Origin of the sequence: Paenibacillus sp. FSL H8-0079 (genome assembly GCF_037991315.1) — a bacterium.
In the GTDB taxonomy this organism is placed as follows: Bacteria; Bacillota; Bacilli; order Paenibacillales; family Paenibacillaceae; genus Paenibacillus.
The window spans coordinates 2,996,621-3,016,579 of record NZ_CP150300.1 but is presented as its reverse complement, the minus strand read 5'-3'; the positions used below and the strand labels follow the sequence as shown (position 1 = coordinate 3,016,579).

At 45.4% G+C, this 19,959-nt stretch carries 12 protein-coding genes; 3 read left to right on the top strand and 9 right to left on the bottom strand.

Going from position 1 to position 19,959, the window contains the following annotated elements; translation table 11 throughout:
- Positions 1-164 precede the first annotated feature (164 nt).
- Both MHI06_RS13530 and MHI06_RS13525 read right to left on the bottom strand, forming a co-directional pair.
- Positions 165-3,419 (bottom strand): cytochrome P450, encoded by a 3,255-nt coding sequence (locus MHI06_RS13530; protein ID WP_340401814.1) that lies wholly within the window; start codon positions 3,417-3,419, stop codon positions 165-167.
- A gap of 299 nt (positions 3,420-3,718) precedes the next feature.
- Complete coding sequence (locus tag MHI06_RS13525; RefSeq protein ID WP_340402110.1) at positions 3,719-4,639, bottom strand: NAD(P)/FAD-dependent oxidoreductase; 921 nt, start codon at positions 4,637-4,639, stop codon at positions 3,719-3,721.
- 393 nt (positions 4,640-5,032) lie between these two features.
- Here MHI06_RS13525 and cyoE point away from each other — a divergent pair, with 393 nt between their 5' ends.
- Positions 5,033-5,962 carry a heme o synthase gene (cyoE, locus tag MHI06_RS13520; RefSeq protein WP_062834191.1) on the top strand — a complete coding sequence of 310 codons (930 nt, stop codon included), beginning with the start codon at positions 5,033-5,035 and terminating at the stop codon, positions 5,960-5,962.
- Between the two features lie 115 nt (positions 5,963-6,077).
- Here cyoE and MHI06_RS13515 read toward each other — a convergent pair whose 3' ends face one another.
- From MHI06_RS13515 to MHI06_RS13505, 3 genes are all read right to left on the bottom strand, one after another.
- Positions 6,078-7,847: an ABC transporter ATP-binding protein gene (locus MHI06_RS13515; RefSeq protein ID WP_340401813.1), complete on the bottom strand. Its 1,770-nt coding sequence runs from the start codon at positions 7,845-7,847 to the stop codon at positions 6,078-6,080.
- Positions 7,844-9,589, bottom strand: coding sequence for an ABC transporter ATP-binding protein (locus MHI06_RS13510; RefSeq protein WP_340401812.1), 1,746 nt, complete (start codon positions 9,587-9,589; stop codon positions 7,844-7,846). Before MHI06_RS13510 ends, MHI06_RS13515 begins: the two co-directional genes overlap by 4 nt.
- A 618-nt stretch (positions 9,590-10,207) precedes the next feature.
- Complete coding sequence (locus MHI06_RS13505; protein WP_340401811.1) at positions 10,208-11,443, bottom strand: MFS transporter; 1,236 nt, start codon at positions 11,441-11,443, stop codon at positions 10,208-10,210.
- A gap of 140 nt (positions 11,444-11,583) precedes the next feature.
- Here MHI06_RS13505 and MHI06_RS13500 point away from each other — a divergent pair, with 140 nt between their 5' ends.
- A complete protein-coding gene (locus MHI06_RS13500; RefSeq protein ID WP_340401810.1) occupies positions 11,584-13,350 on the top strand; it encodes an ABC transporter substrate-binding protein in 1,767 nt (588 codons plus the stop codon).
- 81 nt (positions 13,351-13,431) lie between these two features.
- On the opposite strand, the gene MHI06_RS13495 is transcribed toward MHI06_RS13500, so the two are convergent.
- The 4 genes from MHI06_RS13495 to MHI06_RS13480 all read right to left on the bottom strand — a co-directional run bounded on the left by MHI06_RS13495 (position 13,432) and on the right by MHI06_RS13480 (position 18,839).
- Positions 13,432-15,813 (bottom strand): polyprenyl synthetase family protein, encoded by a 2,382-nt coding sequence (locus MHI06_RS13495; protein WP_340401809.1) that lies wholly within the window; start codon positions 15,811-15,813, stop codon positions 13,432-13,434.
- Between the two features lie 188 nt (positions 15,814-16,001).
- The gene (locus tag MHI06_RS13490) at positions 16,002-16,799 is read right to left on the bottom strand and encodes a sulfite exporter TauE/SafE family protein (protein WP_169479630.1); all 798 of its coding nucleotides are present in this window, start codon (positions 16,797-16,799) and stop codon (positions 16,002-16,004) included.
- Positions 16,800-17,284: 485 nt separating this feature from the next.
- A complete protein-coding gene (locus MHI06_RS13485) occupies positions 17,285-18,040 on the bottom strand; it encodes an SDR family NAD(P)-dependent oxidoreductase (RefSeq protein ID WP_169479631.1) in 756 nt (251 codons plus the stop codon).
- Between the two features lie 328 nt (positions 18,041-18,368).
- Entirely contained in the window at positions 18,369-18,839 is a 471-nt protein-coding gene (locus MHI06_RS13480) for a DUF6376 family protein (RefSeq protein ID WP_340401808.1), read from the bottom strand.
- A gap of 141 nt (positions 18,840-18,980) precedes the next feature.
- Here MHI06_RS13480 and MHI06_RS13475 point away from each other — a divergent pair, with 141 nt between their 5' ends.
- Positions 18,981-19,949, top strand: coding sequence for a bile acid:sodium symporter family protein (locus MHI06_RS13475; RefSeq protein WP_340401807.1), 969 nt, complete (start codon positions 18,981-18,983; stop codon positions 19,947-19,949).
- Positions 19,950-19,959 lie beyond the last annotated feature (10 nt).

Sequence of the window (19,959 nt, the reverse complement as noted above, 5' to 3'; positions counted from 1 at the left end):
AAACGCTAACAGTTCAGGAGTGAGAAAATGAACCGAGCGACGGCACATGGTCAGACCCTCAAAACAGCCGCTAATTTGGAGACAAAGCTCCAGATTAAGCGGCTGTTTGTTATCACAAGTATATTAAGGACTGCATATTAGTAGATGCTGGGGTCATCTCCGTCTCAATGTACCTCCTCATGCACAGCTTTAGGAGTTTCACCTGTTCGTTTATTACCTGCCCACACGTCTTGCACGTAGCGCCCTTCGGCCTGAAGCTGGATGAGCCATTCTTTCGCTTGCTGCACCGTTGCTCCCTGCACCTCCTGATACGCTTGCCGCAAAGTCTCTTCCACTGCAGGAGCCATCTGGCTTCCATCTCCACATACGTAGAGTTTTCCTTTGTTCATCAGCATATGAAGCAACTGCTCGGAATCCTCCTTCATTAGATGCTGTACATACGTTTTGGGCTTGCCCTCAGTACGAGAAAAAGCAGTGTGTAGCTTAACAATTCCTTCACGTTCGAATTGTTCAAGCTCCTGACGATATATGAAATCTGAATCATTCCTGCATCCAAAGAACAAATGAGCCTCACTCAGTGGCAAACCTCTCTGTTTCATGACAGCTCTTGCCTGGAGGAAACCTCTGAACGGTGCAACCCCCGTCCCCGGTCCCACCATGATCATGGGAACGTCAGCCTCTTCTGACAGATGGAATTCGGATTCAGGTGTACGTACAAACATCAGAATACGTGCTCCAGATGGACAACCAGCGAGGTACGATGAAGCAACTCCCAGATATTCACCCTTGCCACTCCATGCAGGCTCTCTTACTACCGATACAGTTATGCTCGCTAGCTCGGAATTCAGGCTTGGCGAGCTGGATATTGAATAGTATCTTGGCTTAAGTGGAGGCAATAATTCAAGGAACTTTTCGAAAGGCAACTCACACGCCTCATACTTTTCCAGCAGTTCCAGCATAGTGATTCTATTTGCCAGAACCACATCCCTGTAGCTATTTTCCTCCAAAATGCCTTCCAGTTCACGCTTATGAGGTGGGCATACCGTATGATTAGCTAACTCCTGCAACTGTGTTCTGGTAACAGGCGCCTGCAATTCCACACAGTGAGTGAGCAATTCATGTACCTTGACGGGACGGTTCAGAGGAAGATGCGTAAGGTGTGTCAAGTCCGAAGTTAATTGAACTTGAATGTCTTCATTTAGTCCGAACCGACGGAGTATCCGATCCACATTCTGCTTCTGATTGCTAGGCAATACACCCAGATGGTCCCCTTCTCGATAACTCATGCCTTCAGGCAGTAACACCTCGATGTGACGTGTGCTTCTCCCACTTCCCCGCGCCTGAAGCTCTTTATTCACCACAACCGTGGCATAGCTGGCATCATAAGTACGTGCAAGCGGCATATCCGATTTCTCGCGGACAATCTCCATTTGAAGTCTGCTTGTGCTTGGTATGGATGGCTTCACCATTTCCTCGTTGATCCCCAAAGCATTCAACACCTGAGGCCACAACATATGTTGCCACGCATCGACTTGCTTTTCCATATCACCTCCGGCATCGGCTTCACCGCGGGATAACAGTCTTTTACCTCCCAATATTTCAAGCTTCTCATCCATCAATCGCGGAATACTCTGGTACGTCCCGGACCAGCTCCGATCTCCACAGCCCAGAACGGCATAGTTCACATCCTGTGCTTCCTCTGACTCCGCTTCCCTCAACCAGTCTACAAATGCCGTAGCATTTTGAGGTGGTTTACCGTTATACGAAGCAGTAACGATGAGAACGACACATTGTTGGGTTAATCGGCCCTTCCACTCATTCAGAGTGGCTGCTTCACTTGGGATTCCATACGAACGGCCTTTCTCCGCAAGCTCTCTGGCAATGCCTTCTGCCGTTCCCAGATTGGAACCATATAACACCAGGAGCGATGGGTTACCGTCTGCTTCAACGGCCAGCATTTCTCTCGTCTGGCTGTCACTTGCTACATTTTTACGAACAATAGGAGCAGGTTTCTCTTCTGCATATACAGCAGACTTATTCATCGTTTGCGAAGTCGTGCGCGCTTTCACCTGAATCCGGAAGTCTCCCGGCTTCAACGTTAACGTCTGTTTAACATCCAACTCATAATTGCTATAATCGATCAGCTCAAAATGTTTGAGGACCATGGCAAGCACAAGTGTTGCTTCATATAAAGCAAACTGCATGCCTATACACGCTCTTTCCCCATTACCAAAAGGTTTATACGCATGATGAGGCACTTTAGTCGTATCTTCAAATCGCTCTGGACGGAAAAGTTCCGCATCCTCTCCCCATGCCTCTCTGTCACGGTGTAGTTGGGGCAAAAGAATACTGCAACTTTCCCCTTTCTTCAAGGGGTATTTGCCACCTATGACGGTGTCCTCTTTGGCATATACGTCAAATCCCGGAGCGGTTGGCCATAGACGTAGCGATTCACTGAGAATCATACGAATATAGGGAAGCTGAAGAATTTCTTCATATTTTGGTGAGTCACTGACCAATATCTGATCCACCTCGTCATACGCCTTTTGAAGCGATTCCGGATTTTTCAATAAAAAATATAGAGCAAAGGATAACAAACCACTCGTCGTCTCATGTCCGGCAATGAGAAACGTGATAATCTGATAACGAATGTTCTCATCATCCAGCATTTCGCCAGTCTCCGGATCTTTTCCATTCAGCATACGTGCGAGCAAGTCGACCTCTCCTGGTGCTGAACTCGCTTTACGTTCCTCTATAATCTGATCTACCAGAGAGAACATCGTCTGAATATCCTCCTGGAACTGTCGTTTGGTTTTCACCATAAGCAGATTTTGAATTTTCAAACGTGAGCTCTTTTGCATCGCTTCATTTAATGCCCGAACCATGCTTTCAATAAAAGGACTGTGGTCCTGTCTGTAAAAACTGTTGAATCGATAATTGAATCCACACAGTCCAATGGTATCCAACGTAAGGCGTGTCATATCGTCCGCAACATCAATCGTATCGTTGGAATTGAGGCGTGCCCACTTGTTGATCAACTGATCGGCAATATCAACCATCATGGGATGATAGCCTTTCATGGCCTGTTTGCTGAAGGTGGGAAGCAGAATGTTATGGGCCTTTTTCCAGTTGGGCTCCGATGTTCTGCTTGTGAATAAACCATCGCCTCCAAAGGCACGTACGTTTTCGAGTTCATTGTATACAAACTTGTCAAACCGGGACACATCGCATAACTCCGCGACAAGATCTGGTCCTGATACGATTAAACCGGAATAACCGGGAACGGTAAGTCGATATATCGGTCCATACTGCTCAGCCAGAACACCTAGCGACAGCGTGGGTTTATCTTTATCAATTAAGGGCAGATTGCCAAGTGGTCCATACATTTTGGGCTGTGGAATGTAAGTTTCATCACTCATGATGATCACCTCTTATCTGTACGTCGTGGAGCATATTATTCGTTAGCCATTTGATGACTACTCTGCTTTCATTCATAAGTGATCTCTCCTTTGATAATTATAAAAATGATAGTAATATGTATCATTTGATAAAATAATAAACCAAAATTAATCTAAAATCAAATTTTCTTCTGCCTGAATTACGTTCATTTGAACTGTTCAACGTTTAGCTTGAACAACTACAATTAGAGGATTGCATATGCAATCCCCTAATTTATGAGCCTATGACGCTATAGTTCAATGAAGCTTATTAATCTGATCTACAGATGACTTGGCTCTTCCCACTTCTCGAAATTCAATTCAGTATTCATGCTTACCGCTGACAACGCCCCCAGAGACGCAGCCGTAATTGCCTGATACATCTCGGACGCCGCATCACCGGCACTGAATACACCCGGAACGGACGTTTTGCCAAATTCATCAACGACAACCGTTCCGGAATCTGTAATTTCGCAACCGATAGCCTTCGGCAGATCTGATCCAGTGAACAGTTTCGGTTGGAAGAAGACACCAGTGCATGGGATCGCTGTACCGTCATCCAGTACAACTTGCTTTACCATGCCCTCTTCAGAATCAATAAATTGAACCGCTGCATCGAATACAGTAACTTTATGCTGTTTCAGCTCTTCACGCTGTTCATCAGTTAATGAACCTGATCCATTCGTACAGATCGTATAATGTTCAGTCCAGCCGGATATGACTTTTGCCATATGTAATGCCTTATCACCATTAACGATAATGACCAGTGACTGGTCTCTTAATTCCCAACCATCACAATACGGACACACAAAAGCACTTTTGCCGTACACTTCTGTTAACCCGTTGATATCCAAAGGCAGATCTTTCTTACCTACCGCAAACAAAATCTTTTTCGTACGATAATTTGCTCCTAGGGCAGTCGTGACCCTAAAATCACCATCGCTACCTGTTATCGCCGTTGCCGTATCGGATGCAAATTGAACTGAGGGATACGCTGCAATCTGTTCTTTGGCTGCCTTACGGAATTCACGAGGACTGGCCCCATCTCTCGTCACAAACCCATGAGTCTCCCTTGTGACCCAGTTTCGCGGTGTCTCATCGTCGATGACGACGACGTTCTTACGGGCCCTCCCGAGCACAAGTGACGCACTAAGCCCCGCTGGTCCTCCACCAATAATAAGTACATCCATGATTTGATCCATATTACTCATTTTATTCATCCTTTCGAGACATTTAATATCTCTAATTTAATTTTAAAAATAACCTCTGCCTTCTCTTGAGGAAAGTAATATCGGAGATTTACAAGAACATATCCAAACAAGACTATTAAAGATATCTTATATCTACAATAAACAAAACCTGAGCATTTTGCAAGACATATCTTCATCTGTTCTCTTCAACCCAGCCGGAATATTGTAGAAATACCCTCCTGTAACACAGAAATAATTATTTAACAATTAAAAAGCACCTTGTTTTTAAATTGTTCACAATCAAATGACATTATTTTAAATACTAAAACGTTAATTAAATCACATAGTGTATTGAATGGTATAATAACGACATAATATACAAGTATAGATATAGGAAGTGAGTTCTTGAAAACATTGAATAATGGTTCACAGACCAATATCAGCCTGGAGTATAGCTCGATTCCGAAAGTATTCTTCGATACAATCAAAATCGGAATCATCAAGTCCAACCTGATCGCCATGTTTGCGGGTTTAAGTTTGGCTTTATATGTATTTGATGCTTCAATCTTAGCTAATATTGTACCGATCATCCTTTCCTTTATTGGGTCTTCTCTCATTATTGGAGCTGCAGGGGTGTTTAACAATCTGTATGATCGTGATATTGATGCGATCATGGAACGTACGAAGAAACGTCCTACAGTTACGGGACGCGTAGATACCAAGTCGGGTCTGATTCTCGGTATTGCAATCACCGTCATCGGTGGCATCATGCTGTACATTGCTTCTCCATCCGCTGCTGTATTTGGTATTTTGGGTCTGTTGCTTTACGTGTTTCCTTACACGATGTGGACCAAACGTACAACGATCTACAACACGGAAGTGGGAAGTCTTTCGGGTGCTGTGCCTCCGCTCATCGGTTGGGCAGCCATTTCACCGGAACTGGGTCATTTCGAGATCTGGGCATTGGTCGTTACGATGCTCTTATGGCAAATGCCTCACTTCTACGGGATTGCGATTCGTCGTTTTGACGAGTACAAGGCTGCTGGTGTTCCTATGCTGCCTGTCGTTAAAGGCATCAGACGGACATACATTCAGACGAATGTGTATCTGGTACTGTTACTGATCTCCAGCTTTTTATTCTGGCCGATGAGTCCATTTGTCGCTATTGTAGCATTTCTGGTTAGCTTGGCCTGGCTCATTCTTAGTGTGGCTACCTTTGATAAGAAAGAAACAGAGAAATGGTCCAAACGGATGTTTATCTTCTCCATTAACCATATCACTATTATCTTCTTGGTCATCATTGCGTATTCCTTGATTGCTCAGATGATGAGATAAAAATATTCCATCGTTTCACTCGTTATAACGATAAAAGCCTTACAGACTGCACTCTTTTAATGAGTCATCTGTAAGGCTTTTTTGCTTTTTTATTGTCTTTTCTAACTTTTTATAGCTATCCAACTTTGGCGGGGGTTTGCTCCCCTTGCCACAGCAACTGCATCTCTTCATTGGTGGCAAGCAATTCGGCTAAACTTCCCTCAGCTTCAATGCGTCCATCTTTCATCACAATAATGTGATCTGCTTTGGAAAGTGCTGCCCTGCGGTGAGAAACCGCGATACAGGTTACATCCGGCTCTTGGAACAGTCCTTCCCATACTTGTTGTTCTGTCTCCACATCCAGTGCGCTGGACAGATCGTCAAAGATAAACAAGTCCGCCTCCGTCATTAACATACGTCCTGTGGCTGCACGCTGAATCTGACCGCCTGACAGCATGACCCCTCTTGGACCAACCGGGGTCTCAAGCCCCTGATCCAGATGCTTGATATCCTTATCCATCACAGCCAGACGAATGGCTTTTTCAAGCGATTGCTCGGTGTTACCCTGTTTGCCTTGGACGATATTTTCTTTCAACGTATCACTGAACAATCTTGGCACTTGAGGGGTATACGCGGCTCTAGGCGGCATCAGGAATGTGGCTGGATCAACAGCCGCTCCATTCCAGTGAATGTCCCCTTTTTGCTTGGGTAATAGTCCAAGAAGTGTTCGGACTAGCGTTGATTTACCTGATCCGATCCTTCCCGTAATGACAAGAAATTGTCCGCGTTTCAGACGGAAACTGATCTCTTGTATGCCATTTGCAGAATTCGGATATTGATAAGTCAGCTTATTCACCTCAAGAGATTGCAACTTCTCCTTAGGGTCCCTCTGTTCACTTACAAGCTCCGGCGGATCTTCATACAGATAGATTTCCCTCGAATCCATGATCTGGTCTTCTTCCCCTGGGCGGAATAGCTTACGCATACGATCATAGGATACCTTGAGCCTTTTGTGCTGAAACACCATATAACCAAACAGTGAAATGCTAAATCCGATATTGGCCAGATAACTGGTGAATAAGGCAAAATCACCTACGGTAAAGTTACCTGCTTTCATCTCAGCTGCACACATCAGTAGAATCAATCCGGTACAGATACTTAGAACATGCTGATTCATCGATCTCATCCACTGCTTGAACAGATTGTCTCGAAGTGCAGCCTGGCGACGATCTTCATTCAACTGGTTAAAACGTGTAGAGACATTCTCTTCGGCCTGACCCAGTTTCAGGGCTTGCACGGCTCCAAACGTTTCCGCAATAAAACTGGTAATTCGCCCAGTCGATTCTCGATTAACCTGTGCATATTTCCGAGCCCGATTTCCGGACAGATTGTTAAGTAAGGTCACAACCACCAATGGTAACACGGCAACCAATGTGATCTGCCAATTAATGTTCGCCATAATGAAGATAGACACAACAGCAAATACAAGACGTCCCCAGAAGTCTACCCATGATTCCACATACTCGACGACTTCATCCACATCATCCCGAAAGCGACTCATCGCTTCCCCTGGTGAAGCCGGAAGATTACGTCCCGGCCAGCGCATGATCGCTGCGAGCATGTTGGTTCGCAAAATCGCCTGAACATGATACAGATACGTAACCCATGCATAGAAGGCTACAAAAAATGTGCCCACCCGTGCCATTCGGACCAAAGCAATAAAGATAAGCGGCACAGCAAGCCACATGTAGTCATTGGAACCCGCCGTTGTCCGATCAAAAAACCACTGCATCCCAATACCAATAGCTAACGGCAAGGAATGAAATATACACCATAACAATCCGTTGATTATAAACAACAAAGGCCTGAATCGAAACAAACGGCCTATAAATCCTGCTACAGTCATGCCAATTCCTCCTCTCGGCCTGTAATGAGCAGTCTGGCATAGTGAGATGCCGGGTTACTGGCAAGTTCTTCTCTTGCTCCAAATTCCAGTACCTTCCCATCACCTAGCACCATAATCCGGTCCACTTTCTCCAGTGTAGCCAGTCGGTGAGCAATGATGACTCCGGTGGATCGTTTCATTAACTGGTCAATTGCAGATTGCAGCATACCTTCGGTCGCAGCATCCAGACGTGACGACGGCTCATCCAGAATAACCAGACTCGGTTCGGTCAGGAATACGCGGGTTAAGGCAAATAACTGTGCTTCCCCTGCCGATAATGAAGCTCCACCTGCTGCCAGATACGTATCGAGTCCTGCAGGCTGTGAATCAATCCACTGACTAAGTCCAAGGCGATCCGTCGTCTCCTTGATCATCTGATCTGATACACCCTCATTGAACAGGGTCAGATTGTCACGCAGCGTGCCATCAAACAACTGCACATCCTGTGTCACCATTCCCACCCGGCGATAGAGCGCTTGTAATGAAAGCTTTGTGATATCCGTTCCACCTACACGGATCGTGCCCCGATCCAGATTGTAAAGCCGGAGAAGAACACGACTAAGACTCGATTTGCCACTACCTGTGCGACCAATGATTCCCAGACGTTCACCAGGCTTAATTGCAAAATTAATGTCCTGTAATACGGGTTTATCCTGGTTATAACTGAAGTGAACCTGACTGAACTCCAGACCAAGTGGTCCTTCAGGCAATTGCTCCTCTGCTCCCTCTTCAATCTCACTCTGCATGGACAACAGCTCTCTGGAGCGCAACATGCCGGATTTTGCTTTTTGGAACTCCTGCACCTGATCTCCAAGCATCTCAATCGGATCATTCAGCATCTGCGTATATTGGTAGATCAGAAATAATGTTCCGATACTAATTAGACCTTCCATATAGTAATGCACACCTAGCAAAAGCACCGCAGTGACCGCCAGAGCGAACAGAACTACCGTCGTATTCCACGGAATAACCCGTAGCAGCCAAGCTTTTCTCCCCTTACGAAATACAGTGCGCATCGTGCGGTAAAAGCGGTTCATCACATAAGGCACATGACCATTCGCTTGCACATCTTCAATCCCGGCAATGCGTTCTTCAATTAATCCGAACAGGGAAGCACTGGCCGCCCGCTCATTTTTAGAAGAGTCCACGCCCAGATTTCGGATGAAGACCATGAACAGGATCGATAACAATGTGAACACGGTCATGACCAAAGCAATAGGTACGTTGACGCTGAACATGAATCCGAGAATTCCGGCCAACAATACAAAACTCCCGATCACTTGCACAATGAACATCGCGAAAAAATTGGAGATGCTCGTTACGTCACCATCCACACGTTCAATCATCTCTCCAGGTGTCTTCACATTATGAAAACGCATATCGAGACGCAGGCAGTGCTTCAGCAAATCTCCCCGCAGCTGATTCGTAGCCCGCCAGGCCACATCATTCCCAAGATAACTGACCGCTACCGTGATGAGTTGATTAAACACGGCGACAACCAGGAATATTCCTGCGAGCTGAATGAGATTGGTAAGCACTCCCCCACTCGCTGCTGTATCGATAAATCGTTTGATAATTTGAGGATTCAAAAGCTGAAGTCCCGTTGATGTCAGCAACATGATCAAAAGCACGGCCAGCCGTCCTTTAACGGGTTTCAGATAACGCAGCAGCCATGACATGGAGCGTTTCTCTGTTTTGGGCACAGGTCCCACCTCTTCATCGGTTTATTTATTTAAAATGAACGAAAGAACATTACACTGCGACTACGATGACCGAATAACCTTTCGATCGCTGTTATCGCCACTAGGATGAGTCATACATAATGACATTAAAGTCGGTAATTCCCGCCCATACTTGATATGTAAAACGTAAGTTGACCATTGTACATTCTCCTTCTTAACAGGTTAGTTTTTCACTAAAATAACGCTTCAAATGCTCCTTTCCATGTGAACGGATTGGTGGAATGCATGCAAAAAAGCCATAGATGAACTAATGTTCATCTACAGCTTATAAGCAAAAGAGACCGGATGAAATGCAAAGCATTTCCCGCATCTCCTCTGCATCGCAATAATGATGAGCGTCCACGACAGGGGTGCACAAACATGACTGTCCCAACGCGAACATTGCAAAAAAATTGGATTAATGTCACTATGCTTATGCGTATTCAGTTATCGATTCGAAATCTGTATAGGCATAAACACAATCATCATCCCACCCGTTTCACATATTTGTTGTTTATTGTATGCGCTGGATTAACATCCGTCAAGATAATTTTAACTGAATTGTTATTTAATTCATGTCATTAATCTTTTCAATTCCCGCTACATACTCATGGATGTGTGCTCTGTTTGCTTCTCTCTGGCGACAAGACGTTTATGTGCTATCAGAAGAAAAGGTACTCCCAGTGTAGTCGTCAGCGCAATCGGTACAAAGACGGCGAGTCCATTCTCTGCTCCAAATTGACTCAACAGTAAACCACCCATTACAGGAGCGATGACACTACCAATATTATTGAAGCCGATCGTCCCGAAATACGTTCCTTTCCATTCCGGCTTCGCAATCCGGTCGATGAGCATATCCATCATCGTGAACAACAGCACTTCCCCAATGGTAAATAGTATGACACTCATCATCATCATGAGTACTCCTTCAGCGATTCCGACCATCATCAGGCTGGTTGCAACCAGCAGGTTACCCAAAATCAGTGGCACCAGCGGTGGAACATTTCGGAATGTTCGTACAAGTGGATACTGAATAATCAGTACCGTCACGGCATTCAGGGAAAGCATGTACGAGAACATCTGACTTCCATTTTCAAAGATCGGGCTTCTCGCCAAGTACTGTGCCAACGTAGAACTAAAGTGCCCGTAACCCAGAACACAAAATGTGGTACCGATCAGTACGGGTAGAAATACCCGGTCGCGACCGGTGGTCATCAGCGCTTCACGTAAACGTGGTGCGGTTGCCTGATGACGCTCTGGCAGATTGGCATGCTGTAGCTTGAATTGCAGAAATAATACAAGTCCATAGACTATGTATACCAAGCCGGAAATCACAAACGGAAATGTCGATTCAGATGATCCCAGCTGAAAACCGATAATTGGCCCAAATACCACACCAAGATTAATCGCAGCATATCTAAGGTTGAACACCAGCAATTTGTTCTGCGGTGAAGTAATATCCGATAACAGCGCTCTGGAGGTGGGCTCAAATACTGCGCGGCATAATCCGTTTAACGTATTGGCAACAAAGAACACCCATAGATGCTCTGCTGCTGAAAAAATAAAAAACACACCTGCCCAGCTAAAGACCGAAACTAACATCACGATTTTGCGACCGATCCGGTCCGAGATATAACCTCCATAAAAACTGACCATCACACCTGCCAGCGAGCTGACCGCAACAGTAATACCGGTCTGTGTTGGGCTCGCTTCCAGTACACGTGTCAGATAGATGGATAAAAACGGGATACTCATTGACGTCACAAGACGTCCAAACATGGTTCCGATAATGATGGTCCATGCCAAAGGGTGAATTTGCCTTAAATATTGCTTCATGCGAACTTCTCCTATTCTGACTGCTCCAATGCGGACTTTTTGAACTACCTCTACTAATGTATAATTGTAAGGATAAAAGGGGGAAGTAAAAGTGTAAACATATGATCACACTTTTCACCTTTAATAGAGGAGTCATGACCATGGATACCCTGCATACACACTTTATAAGACTCGCCGGGGCCGAACAGCTTTCATTCAAGCTTCATGAACCTGTAGCAGTAACGATTGACAGCCTGTCCGCTGTCTTGTGCTGCACCCCTCGCAATGTGAAATTCATTCTCAGAAAATTGGAGGAGCAAGGCTTTATCCACTGGCAACCCGGTCGTGGACGGGGACATCATTCGGAGCTAACATTGCTACGTAGCATGAATGAAGCGCTGGAAGAGAGTTTTACGGAACTTCTGGGTAAAGGCAAAATGAAAGAAGCCATTGAACTCATCGGAACCATTCAGATGCATGATTCACTGCGAGAACAGCTCATGCTCTCCCTTCATCAACAGATGGGATTTCACAGCCACGATGAAACTGCCTCTGGTCAGGATATCCTGCGCATCATGAGGTCACGCCAGTTAGGTGGTTTGGACCCAGCCTTTGTTTATACTGCATTTGAAACCTACCTATTAAGCCAGGTCTGTAATACATTGATCACTTATGATGCCAAGACGGAATCATTCCTGCCAGCACTGGCTCACATGTGGGAGTGTAGCGAGGACCATCGCTTATGGACCTTCTATCTCCGAAAAGGTGTACGTTTCCACAACGGCCGTGTCATGACGTCCCGGGATGTGCAAGCGACGTTGCAACGGTTGATAGATGTGCATAGTCCGTCCATTTGGTTGTATCGGGATATTGAACGTGCGGAAGTAGCTGGAGATTACTGCATCAAGTTTGTTCTTCGTCGTCCTAATCGGTTCTTCTTGCATCTGTTCAGTTGTATTCGTATGACAATCCTGCCCTACGATTACAATGTAGGTAATACCTTAATGGGTACCGGTCCTTTCCAAATCTCTGAGTTGAATGAAGATGTGCTGGAGCTTACCGCTTTTGATGCGCACTACGGCATCCGGCCACATCTGGATCAAGTCCATTTCTGGTTTGTGCCTGACCTGAGTCCGAATGATCGCTATTATGAGCTACCCGGTACAGATCGATTGAGTCTCGCAACAGGCTGTGATCAGACCAACAGCATCAATTATCCGGCGCTGGGTTGTCAGTATATGCTGTTCAATTTTCACAAGGAAGGCATCCATCATCATCCCCTTTTTCGACAAGCCCTGCGTATCGTATATGATTCGGTCGCGCTTGTCAGAGATCTTGGCGGGAATCGAATCACACCAGCCAGCAGCTTCCTGCCCTGGAGAAGCGCAGCCCAAGACTGGACAGCGGTTTCTCTTGAGCATGCTCGTGACTTGTTGCAGTACTGTGGGTACCAGGGTGAGACGATAACATTATCGTATAAGCATAATAAGGATACAGACGTTGCGGAGTGGTTTCAGAGTCGTGCGCAGTCCATCGGAATGAACATCAGCTTGCAGGCCGTTGTGGATTATTTCAACTCAGAGGAAACCACAAACGCACAATTGATTCTGGCTGAAGAGATACTGGAGGAAGACTGGCAGTACGGCATGATTCATTTTTTCAAAAACCTGTCCAATCATTTTCATATGTGTATGTCCCCTGCTTTCCAGGCCCTGCTGGATGACAAACTGGATCATTTCGCCCAACTGCATCGGGCAGACCGTACAGCGCTCCTGGATGAAGCCGAAGCCTTGTTACGTGAGCACTGCTGGATCTTGCATGGCTGTCACATGAACAAGCAGGCTGAGCTGGATCAGAGCATCTTCGGCATGCAGATAGCAGAATTCGGATATATGGACATCTCCAAACTGTGGATCAAAAATCCATAGGGATTCGTGCATTCCTCACACGAAAGAACCCTCAGGTACCACAATCCATGTGGGTTGAGGGTTCTTATGCGCGGTGCTCGCTTAACGCTCGCGACCAACGAGATAATCCAATAGATGTCTCAAAAAAGGAATAGCTTTCGGCATCGCGTTCAATGCATCTGTGGCAAGACAATAATGCTCCCACATCGCTTTCTTAGCACCTTCATCACCCAAAATGGAAACAAAGGTGGAATTGTTATTCCGCTCATCCTGACCTGCAGGTTTCCCAAGAATGAGGTGATTTCCTTCGAAATCCAGCAAGTCATCCTTGATCTGGAAGGCGATCCCTGCATGATAAGCGAACTTCTTCAGCGTAGCCATCTCCGCTTCCTTCACTTGGGCAAGAATGGCTGGCATGACAAGGGCAGCTTCGAAGGCAATGCCTGTTTTGTAAAAACAGATCATGTTCAACTGCTCCAGCGTCAATGCCTTGCCTTTGGAGTTCAGATCCATCGCCTGCCCCATACACATATCCTCTGCTTTTTCAGCCGAATACTGAATGAGTTTGAGCACGGTTGCCGCATCAAAGCGATCCAATGAGGATTGCTCTCCGATCGCCTTCTGAATGAGAAACAGACCGGTAAGCTCTGCTGTGGCGCTATTGTGCACATGGTGCAACGTAGAACGTCCGCGCCTTGTCGAAGCATTATCCTGCGTAGGCAGATCATCGAAGATCAGGGAAGCGGTATGCATGTACTCCAGCGATCTTAACAACGGAACGATGGATGATTCAGGTAAACCATACTCGCGAACACCCATAACCCAAGTCAATATCGGACGTAGCCTCTTTCCGTCTCCCTGCAAGCTGTAATTGGCTGCATCAATTAACGTTTCTTTCATCTCATGAAGGCCATTTGGTTTCGCAATCTGCAACTCCACATTAATCTGTTCGCGAACCGTTCGAATGGTCTGCTTGAACTCCTCTTTCTCCTGCTTGTCATTTTTCAATTGAAGCACGACCTGATCCCGTAACAATTTATCAAGGAAATCAACGTCATCTGCTTTACGCACCATCTGTTGAACCAGTCGGTTGAATTCAGGCTGCCCAGAGGCAAAAATCATCATCACTTCATCATATTTCTCCTGCCCCAACCGTTCTTTACAACGCTTCAGCCCGTTAATGGCACGATCCAGTATGACCTCACGGGTCTTGGCGTCCGAGTTGTATACATCATGGATCAGATGAGAGATGACTGCCCAATACAATTCATACGGATTAATCAGATCAGGGCGCAAATCTCGATACTTCAAATAGTACGTATACGGAGTCACTGCCCCTTCTTCCATATCGTCAAACATATCGGCAAAATCATCGGCCAGCTGATTATATATCCCGTAATAGAACGTCCGCAGATCGAATCCTTCATCGACTGGCGCACTGAGAACAGACCGGACAATTAATCGGGAGGAAGAAGATTTGATAATAATCGGAATGTACAGTTCTTCATTGCTATAATTCGCATTGGCTAATTTCTTGCTACGATCAATCTCCTGAGACTGAAAGAACACATAGGATTGCTCTAGGAACGTGCGCTGTTTCTCTGGATGCTGATAATTCTTGATATACTCAAATGCTTCCCGAAGCTCGGAATGCACATATTCAATCACTTCAAGATTGCTGCCTTTCCATTCTCCAAGATCAGGTACGACCCCGGTAAGAAGTGCATCACGTATCATCAGAGAATATTGCTCTTTTTCCTGAACAGTCAGGGCTTGAGAATCCAGCAGGTCGTCCACAAATGGATACGTCAAACCGTACGAATAACCGAGTCGAATCGCTGCATCAAATCTTTGGGCACGTTCTTCACGTGGTGTCTGCTCGTTCATCTCATCGTCCACATGAAGGACCACGCCGAGAATGATCTTGATGAGCTTCCGCTGCGCCTGCTCTGCATCCAGCTCTTTCGGGATGTTGGATGCTACGTTCTTTAATTTGTCCATTACCCAGATGACGGCAGGTTCAATGTGCTCCTTCTGTCCCCACCGGTACAACGCAGCCAGACTGATATAATCGGGCTGTCCTTTGCGTTCGGTGGCAGAGCCCATAAAGTATTTTTTGGTGTTCTGGACAACGTGCTGAATTCGGGATTGCGTATCTGGAGAATCAAGGGCTTGCCCCAGATCTCGCATATAAATATAGGAGATACTCCGATCCAGGTAATCATCCAGCTTTCCTGTCGCATTCAGCCAATGGATATATCTATGAACATCCCGGGGATCCGGTTTTCTTTTGCTTGGTGATAAAAGAGAAAGCCAGGCAAAACGATGAATATGTTTTTTTTGCCATACATGAATATCTTGGGTAAGTACTGTCGTATACGTATTATCCATAAGTTGTTGCCTAAGAGAAGTAAAATACTGAGATGCTTTCTGCTCAGCTAGCCGATATCCTGCATCAGCCTGGTCTGTAAGTACGTTATTCATAGGGTGGATACCTCAACTTCTATTAATGTTAAACATGTATCCATGAAAGGAGTGTGAGGTGCTCCATGGACGAAAACTGAACTCATTTGATGGTGTATCCAACGCTTCAGCTCATGTTCATAACCTATATACGGCGATCCAACCGTTTGGTTACGAAATCGTCATTGTTCATTCCCACGTAGGTGATTTTACAGAATGGAAGACCAGACTTTAACCGCCGTGATGGCGATAATTGCAATTAATGCATACCGAAGTACGCTCACATTAATCATTGAACTAACTCGTGAACCAAGGGATGCCCCTAGCAGACTTCCGATCACCGTATAGATGATGGGTTCTAGCGGAATGTCCCCACCCGAAATTTTACCTATAACGCCGCCAACTGCGGAGATAAATACAATCGCCAGTGAAGAAGCAATCGTTGTTCGTACGGGGATCTTGAGAATCGTCAGCATGATGGGAATAAGGATAAAGGCACCACCCGCACCAACAATTCCCGAGACAATTCCTACTGCAAAAGCAGTACCCGCCGCAACCCATCGGTTAAACACCAGTGGAGCTGATGTCTCAAGCTTACCTTTTCCGGGAATGAGCATGAGTACAATTGCAATGATCGCCAGAATGCCATAGATCAGATTAATAATTTTTCCGTCCAGATGACCGGATATGAACCCGCCAATCAGACTGCCAGCAAGAATGCTGGAACCCATGTACAGCACCAATCCGCGGTGAACGATCGCCCCACCACTTCTACCCGTTTTTACTTTTCTACGGAATGCAATCACACCGGCAAGTGAAGCAAAAAACACTTGAAACATACTGATCGACGATACCTGATGTGCGGAGAACGGCTCCAATCCCATCCAGGATGGAACATATAACAGTAGCGGATAATTGATAATCGCCCCACCAATACCCAACAAACCGGAGAAGAATGAACCGACCAGACCCAGTATAAACATGATGACAAAAAGCAGAAGATCCATCGGTTATGCGCTTCCTTTCGTGCAATATAAATCTCATTTCGATATACGCAAAAGTGGTATACACAGCGAATATTATCCGTTATAATAAAACCAAGTAAATTAATCCGAAATGAGTGATTAAGCATGTTTAACGTGTTGAAGACTCTTTTTGAAAATAAATGTCCACTGTGCAACGAAAAATTACAAGTTCACAATGATGCGTTATGCTCGACGAAAACGTGTTCTCAATGTCATTACAAAGAAGAGAGCTATGGCTCTCTCGGAGTTCGAATTGTATATGATACACCACAAAATGATAAAAAGATACAACCTTGCTAATTGTATCACGATCTCTGAATTTTCGGGATAATTCGACAAACTTATTTCCGTCTCATATGCCAAGATTACTTTATAATGAAAATACAAAAACGGTGCAAAACGAATAAATCGTTCTGCACCGTTTCTTCTGTTTTCTGAGATGACTTCCCTTAGATTAAAAGGGTTACTTATTTGGTTTTGAAGCTGAGGAATCCATCATCTACCGCTACGGTTGTACCGTTCACTGCACTTGCTGCATCACTGAACAGGAATGTAACCACACTGGCTACTTTCTCCGGTTGAATAAGCTCCCCACGCATATGTTGAGTGGCAAGCGCATCCTTCATCGCTTTGTCATCCCCCAAAATTGGTGTTTCGATAAAGCCAGGTGCTACACCAACTACACGAATTCCATGCTCAGCAAGTTCAAGTGCACCGGATTTGGACATCATGACAACAGCAGCCTTCGCTGCGTTGTAGTTAAAGCTGCCTACTGCGGCAACACTTCCATAGATCGAAGCTGTATTTACAATGGTACCTTGTACATTCAATTCAACCATCTTTTTCGCACCATAATACATGCCGTAGTACACACTATGCTGGTCTACATCAATGACTCTATGATAGGATTCCGGGTCCATCTCCAGAAATGGCTTCACAAGTCCTATTCCTGCGTTATTGAAGATACCGCTAAGTGTACCATATTGCTCTACTGTCCAGTCGATCAGGGCTTTGATCTCGTCCCCTTTGGATACATCCACTTTGTACGCGCCCGCTGTTCCGCCTGTTGCTTCAATCTCTGCGGCAAGCTTCTTCGCTCCATCTTCATTATAGTCAGCGACAACAATAGTCGCACCTAGATCCGAAAGTTGGAGTGCTGTCTCTTTACCAATACCACTAGCTCCACCTGTAATAATGATTACTTTTCCATTGTGTTCAGTCATGACGCAGTGCTCCTTTGGCAAAATATATTTAGACCCAGCATAAAACTTATAGTAAGTAACTATATTTTATTAACTTATATAATTATCATACGCCTATGTCACAACCTTGTCAAACCATAGATTATCTTCATGGGAATATGAGATAAATGTCATATGCATCTCATGATTACTTGATATAGTCTAGCTCCTGTGAGATTAAATATGCATCCGTTTTCGGAAAATAAAAAAAGGCGAACATATCGGTAATTCAATCACTCCGATATCCCGCCCTTATAAGATATGAAAATTTCAAACTGTATTGTTGCTCAATATTGGAGATTACTTCACCTTATTCTCCCTGAAGCCCGCTTAGCGGATCTCTCAAATTATTGATGTTGGTGATCAGTTCAGGAATGCCCGTCTTCTCCCAATTTTCAGCCGTAAAACCTTGCTCTGCAATTGTATTCTCGAAATTGTCCACGACTTCCGTTAATTGCGTATTGTAGCTCACCAGATTCTCATGAATGCTTTCTCCTATCGCTGGTGCCGTCAGCCGAGAAAATTCGCTTGCTTCTGCTTGGATCAGATCGATTTTCTCCTGAATCTGTGTCGTAATCTCCGGATTATTCACCGCACCCGATGCAAGCTCTTGCAGATCAGCCCCGGCGTTCGATACCTGTTCTATATAATCAGTAGCCCCACTCACATAATTTAGACTTTGATTGGCTTGTTCTACGACAGAACAGGCTGAAATCAGCAGAATACTTGATGCGATAAGGCCTGTCATCATTAACGTGTTTTTTCTTTTTCTTATGAACATGATCATCTCCCCTTCTCCTCATCGGAATCCTTGTTCCATTTCCATGATACCTGTTCAGACTGCTTCATTGCAAATGGGTCTGCAACCAGCGTTATTAACATGTATAATAGTAGAATCACACGGTAAAGGGATGTCATGATTATGCTTCAAGCCTTAAACCAACGCTTGAACCGCATCATGCCACTGATTACCCCAATCAGCATTGTTATTGGCGTGTTATGCGGGAGTTTTCTTTCTTCTTATACCTTTTTATCCCCTTGGCTTTTTGCGTTCATGACGTTCGCTGGAAGTATCAGTCTTGGGATACGGGATTTTGTGAACGTGCTGAAGAAGCCGTTCCCCCTGTTTGTATGTCTGTTTATTTTGCATCTGGCGATGCCTCTCATTGCTCTGGGTATGGGTCATCTGGTCTTTCCTACAGATGCTTACACCATAACGGGCCTTGTTCTGGCAGCCGTGATTCCGACAGGGATCAGCAGCTTCATCTGGGTCAGTATCTATCGGGGCAATATCGCACTTACACTTTCCATCATCCTGATTGATACCATGCTTGCGCCTTTCGTTGTGCCCGGCGTGTTATCCCTGTTAATTGGCACCAGTGTCACACTGGATACGGCAGCTATGATGAGCAGTCTGTTCTGGATGATTGTTGTGCCATCCCTGGTAGGTATGCTTTTGAATGAGTGGACCAAAGGCGCCATAGTCCCGGTCTGGGGACCGAGATTGAATCCGTTATCCAAATTGTTTATGGCATCTGTTGTCGCGATTAACGGATCTGTCGTCGCACCCTACTTGGCCGATTTCAACTGGAAGTTGGCTGGTCTTGCGGTCATCATTATTTTCCTGGCATCATTCGGTTATGCGCTAAGTTACTTCATCGCCCGATTGCTGGGCTGGAATGAGGCCGATCAGGTCGCTCTGGTGTTCAACGGAGGGATGCGCAATATTAGCGCAGGTGCAGTACTCGCTGTTTCGTATTTTCCGCCACCTGTTGCTGTCCCGGTCGTGCTTGGTATGGTATTCCAACAGATGCTCGCATCATTGACAGGTTATCTGCTCGGTCGTCGCTCTCAGCTTCTGCAAAAGTCAGATAAGACATCTGTCGCCTAACAACATACTG

What these genes read in the sequence shown, in the direction of transcription:
- MHI06_RS13530 (WP_340401814.1), bottom strand. Translation starts at nt 3,419, where the DNA reads ATGAGTGATGAAACTTACATTCCACAGCCCAAAATGTATGGACCACTT.
- MHI06_RS13525 (WP_340402110.1), bottom strand. Translation starts at nt 4,639, where the DNA reads ATGGATCAAATCATGGATGTACTTATTATTGGTGGAGGACCAGCGGGG.
- MHI06_RS13515 (WP_340401813.1), bottom strand. Translation starts at nt 7,847, where the DNA reads ATGACTGTAGCAGGATTTATAGGCCGTTTGTTTCGATTCAGGCCTTTG.
- MHI06_RS13505 (WP_340401811.1), bottom strand. Translation starts at nt 11,443, where the DNA reads ATGAAGCAATATTTAAGGCAAATTCACCCTTTGGCATGGACCATCATT.
- MHI06_RS13500 (WP_340401810.1), top strand. Translation starts at nt 11,584, where the DNA reads ATGGATACCCTGCATACACACTTTATAAGACTCGCCGGGGCCGAACAG.
- MHI06_RS13495 (WP_340401809.1), bottom strand. Translation starts at nt 15,813, where the DNA reads ATGAATAACGTACTTACAGACCAGGCTGATGCAGGATATCGGCTAGCT.
- MHI06_RS13490 (WP_169479630.1), bottom strand. Translation starts at nt 16,799, where the DNA reads ATGGATCTTCTGCTTTTTGTCATCATGTTTATACTGGGTCTGGTCGGT.
- MHI06_RS13485 (WP_169479631.1), bottom strand. Translation starts at nt 18,040, where the DNA reads ATGACTGAACACAATGGAAAAGTAATCATTATTACAGGTGGAGCTAGT.
- MHI06_RS13480 (WP_340401808.1), bottom strand. Translation starts at nt 18,839, where the DNA reads ATGTTCATAAGAAAAAGAAAAAACACGTTAATGATGACAGGCCTTATC.
- MHI06_RS13475 (WP_340401807.1), top strand. Translation starts at nt 18,981, where the DNA reads ATGCTTCAAGCCTTAAACCAACGCTTGAACCGCATCATGCCACTGATT.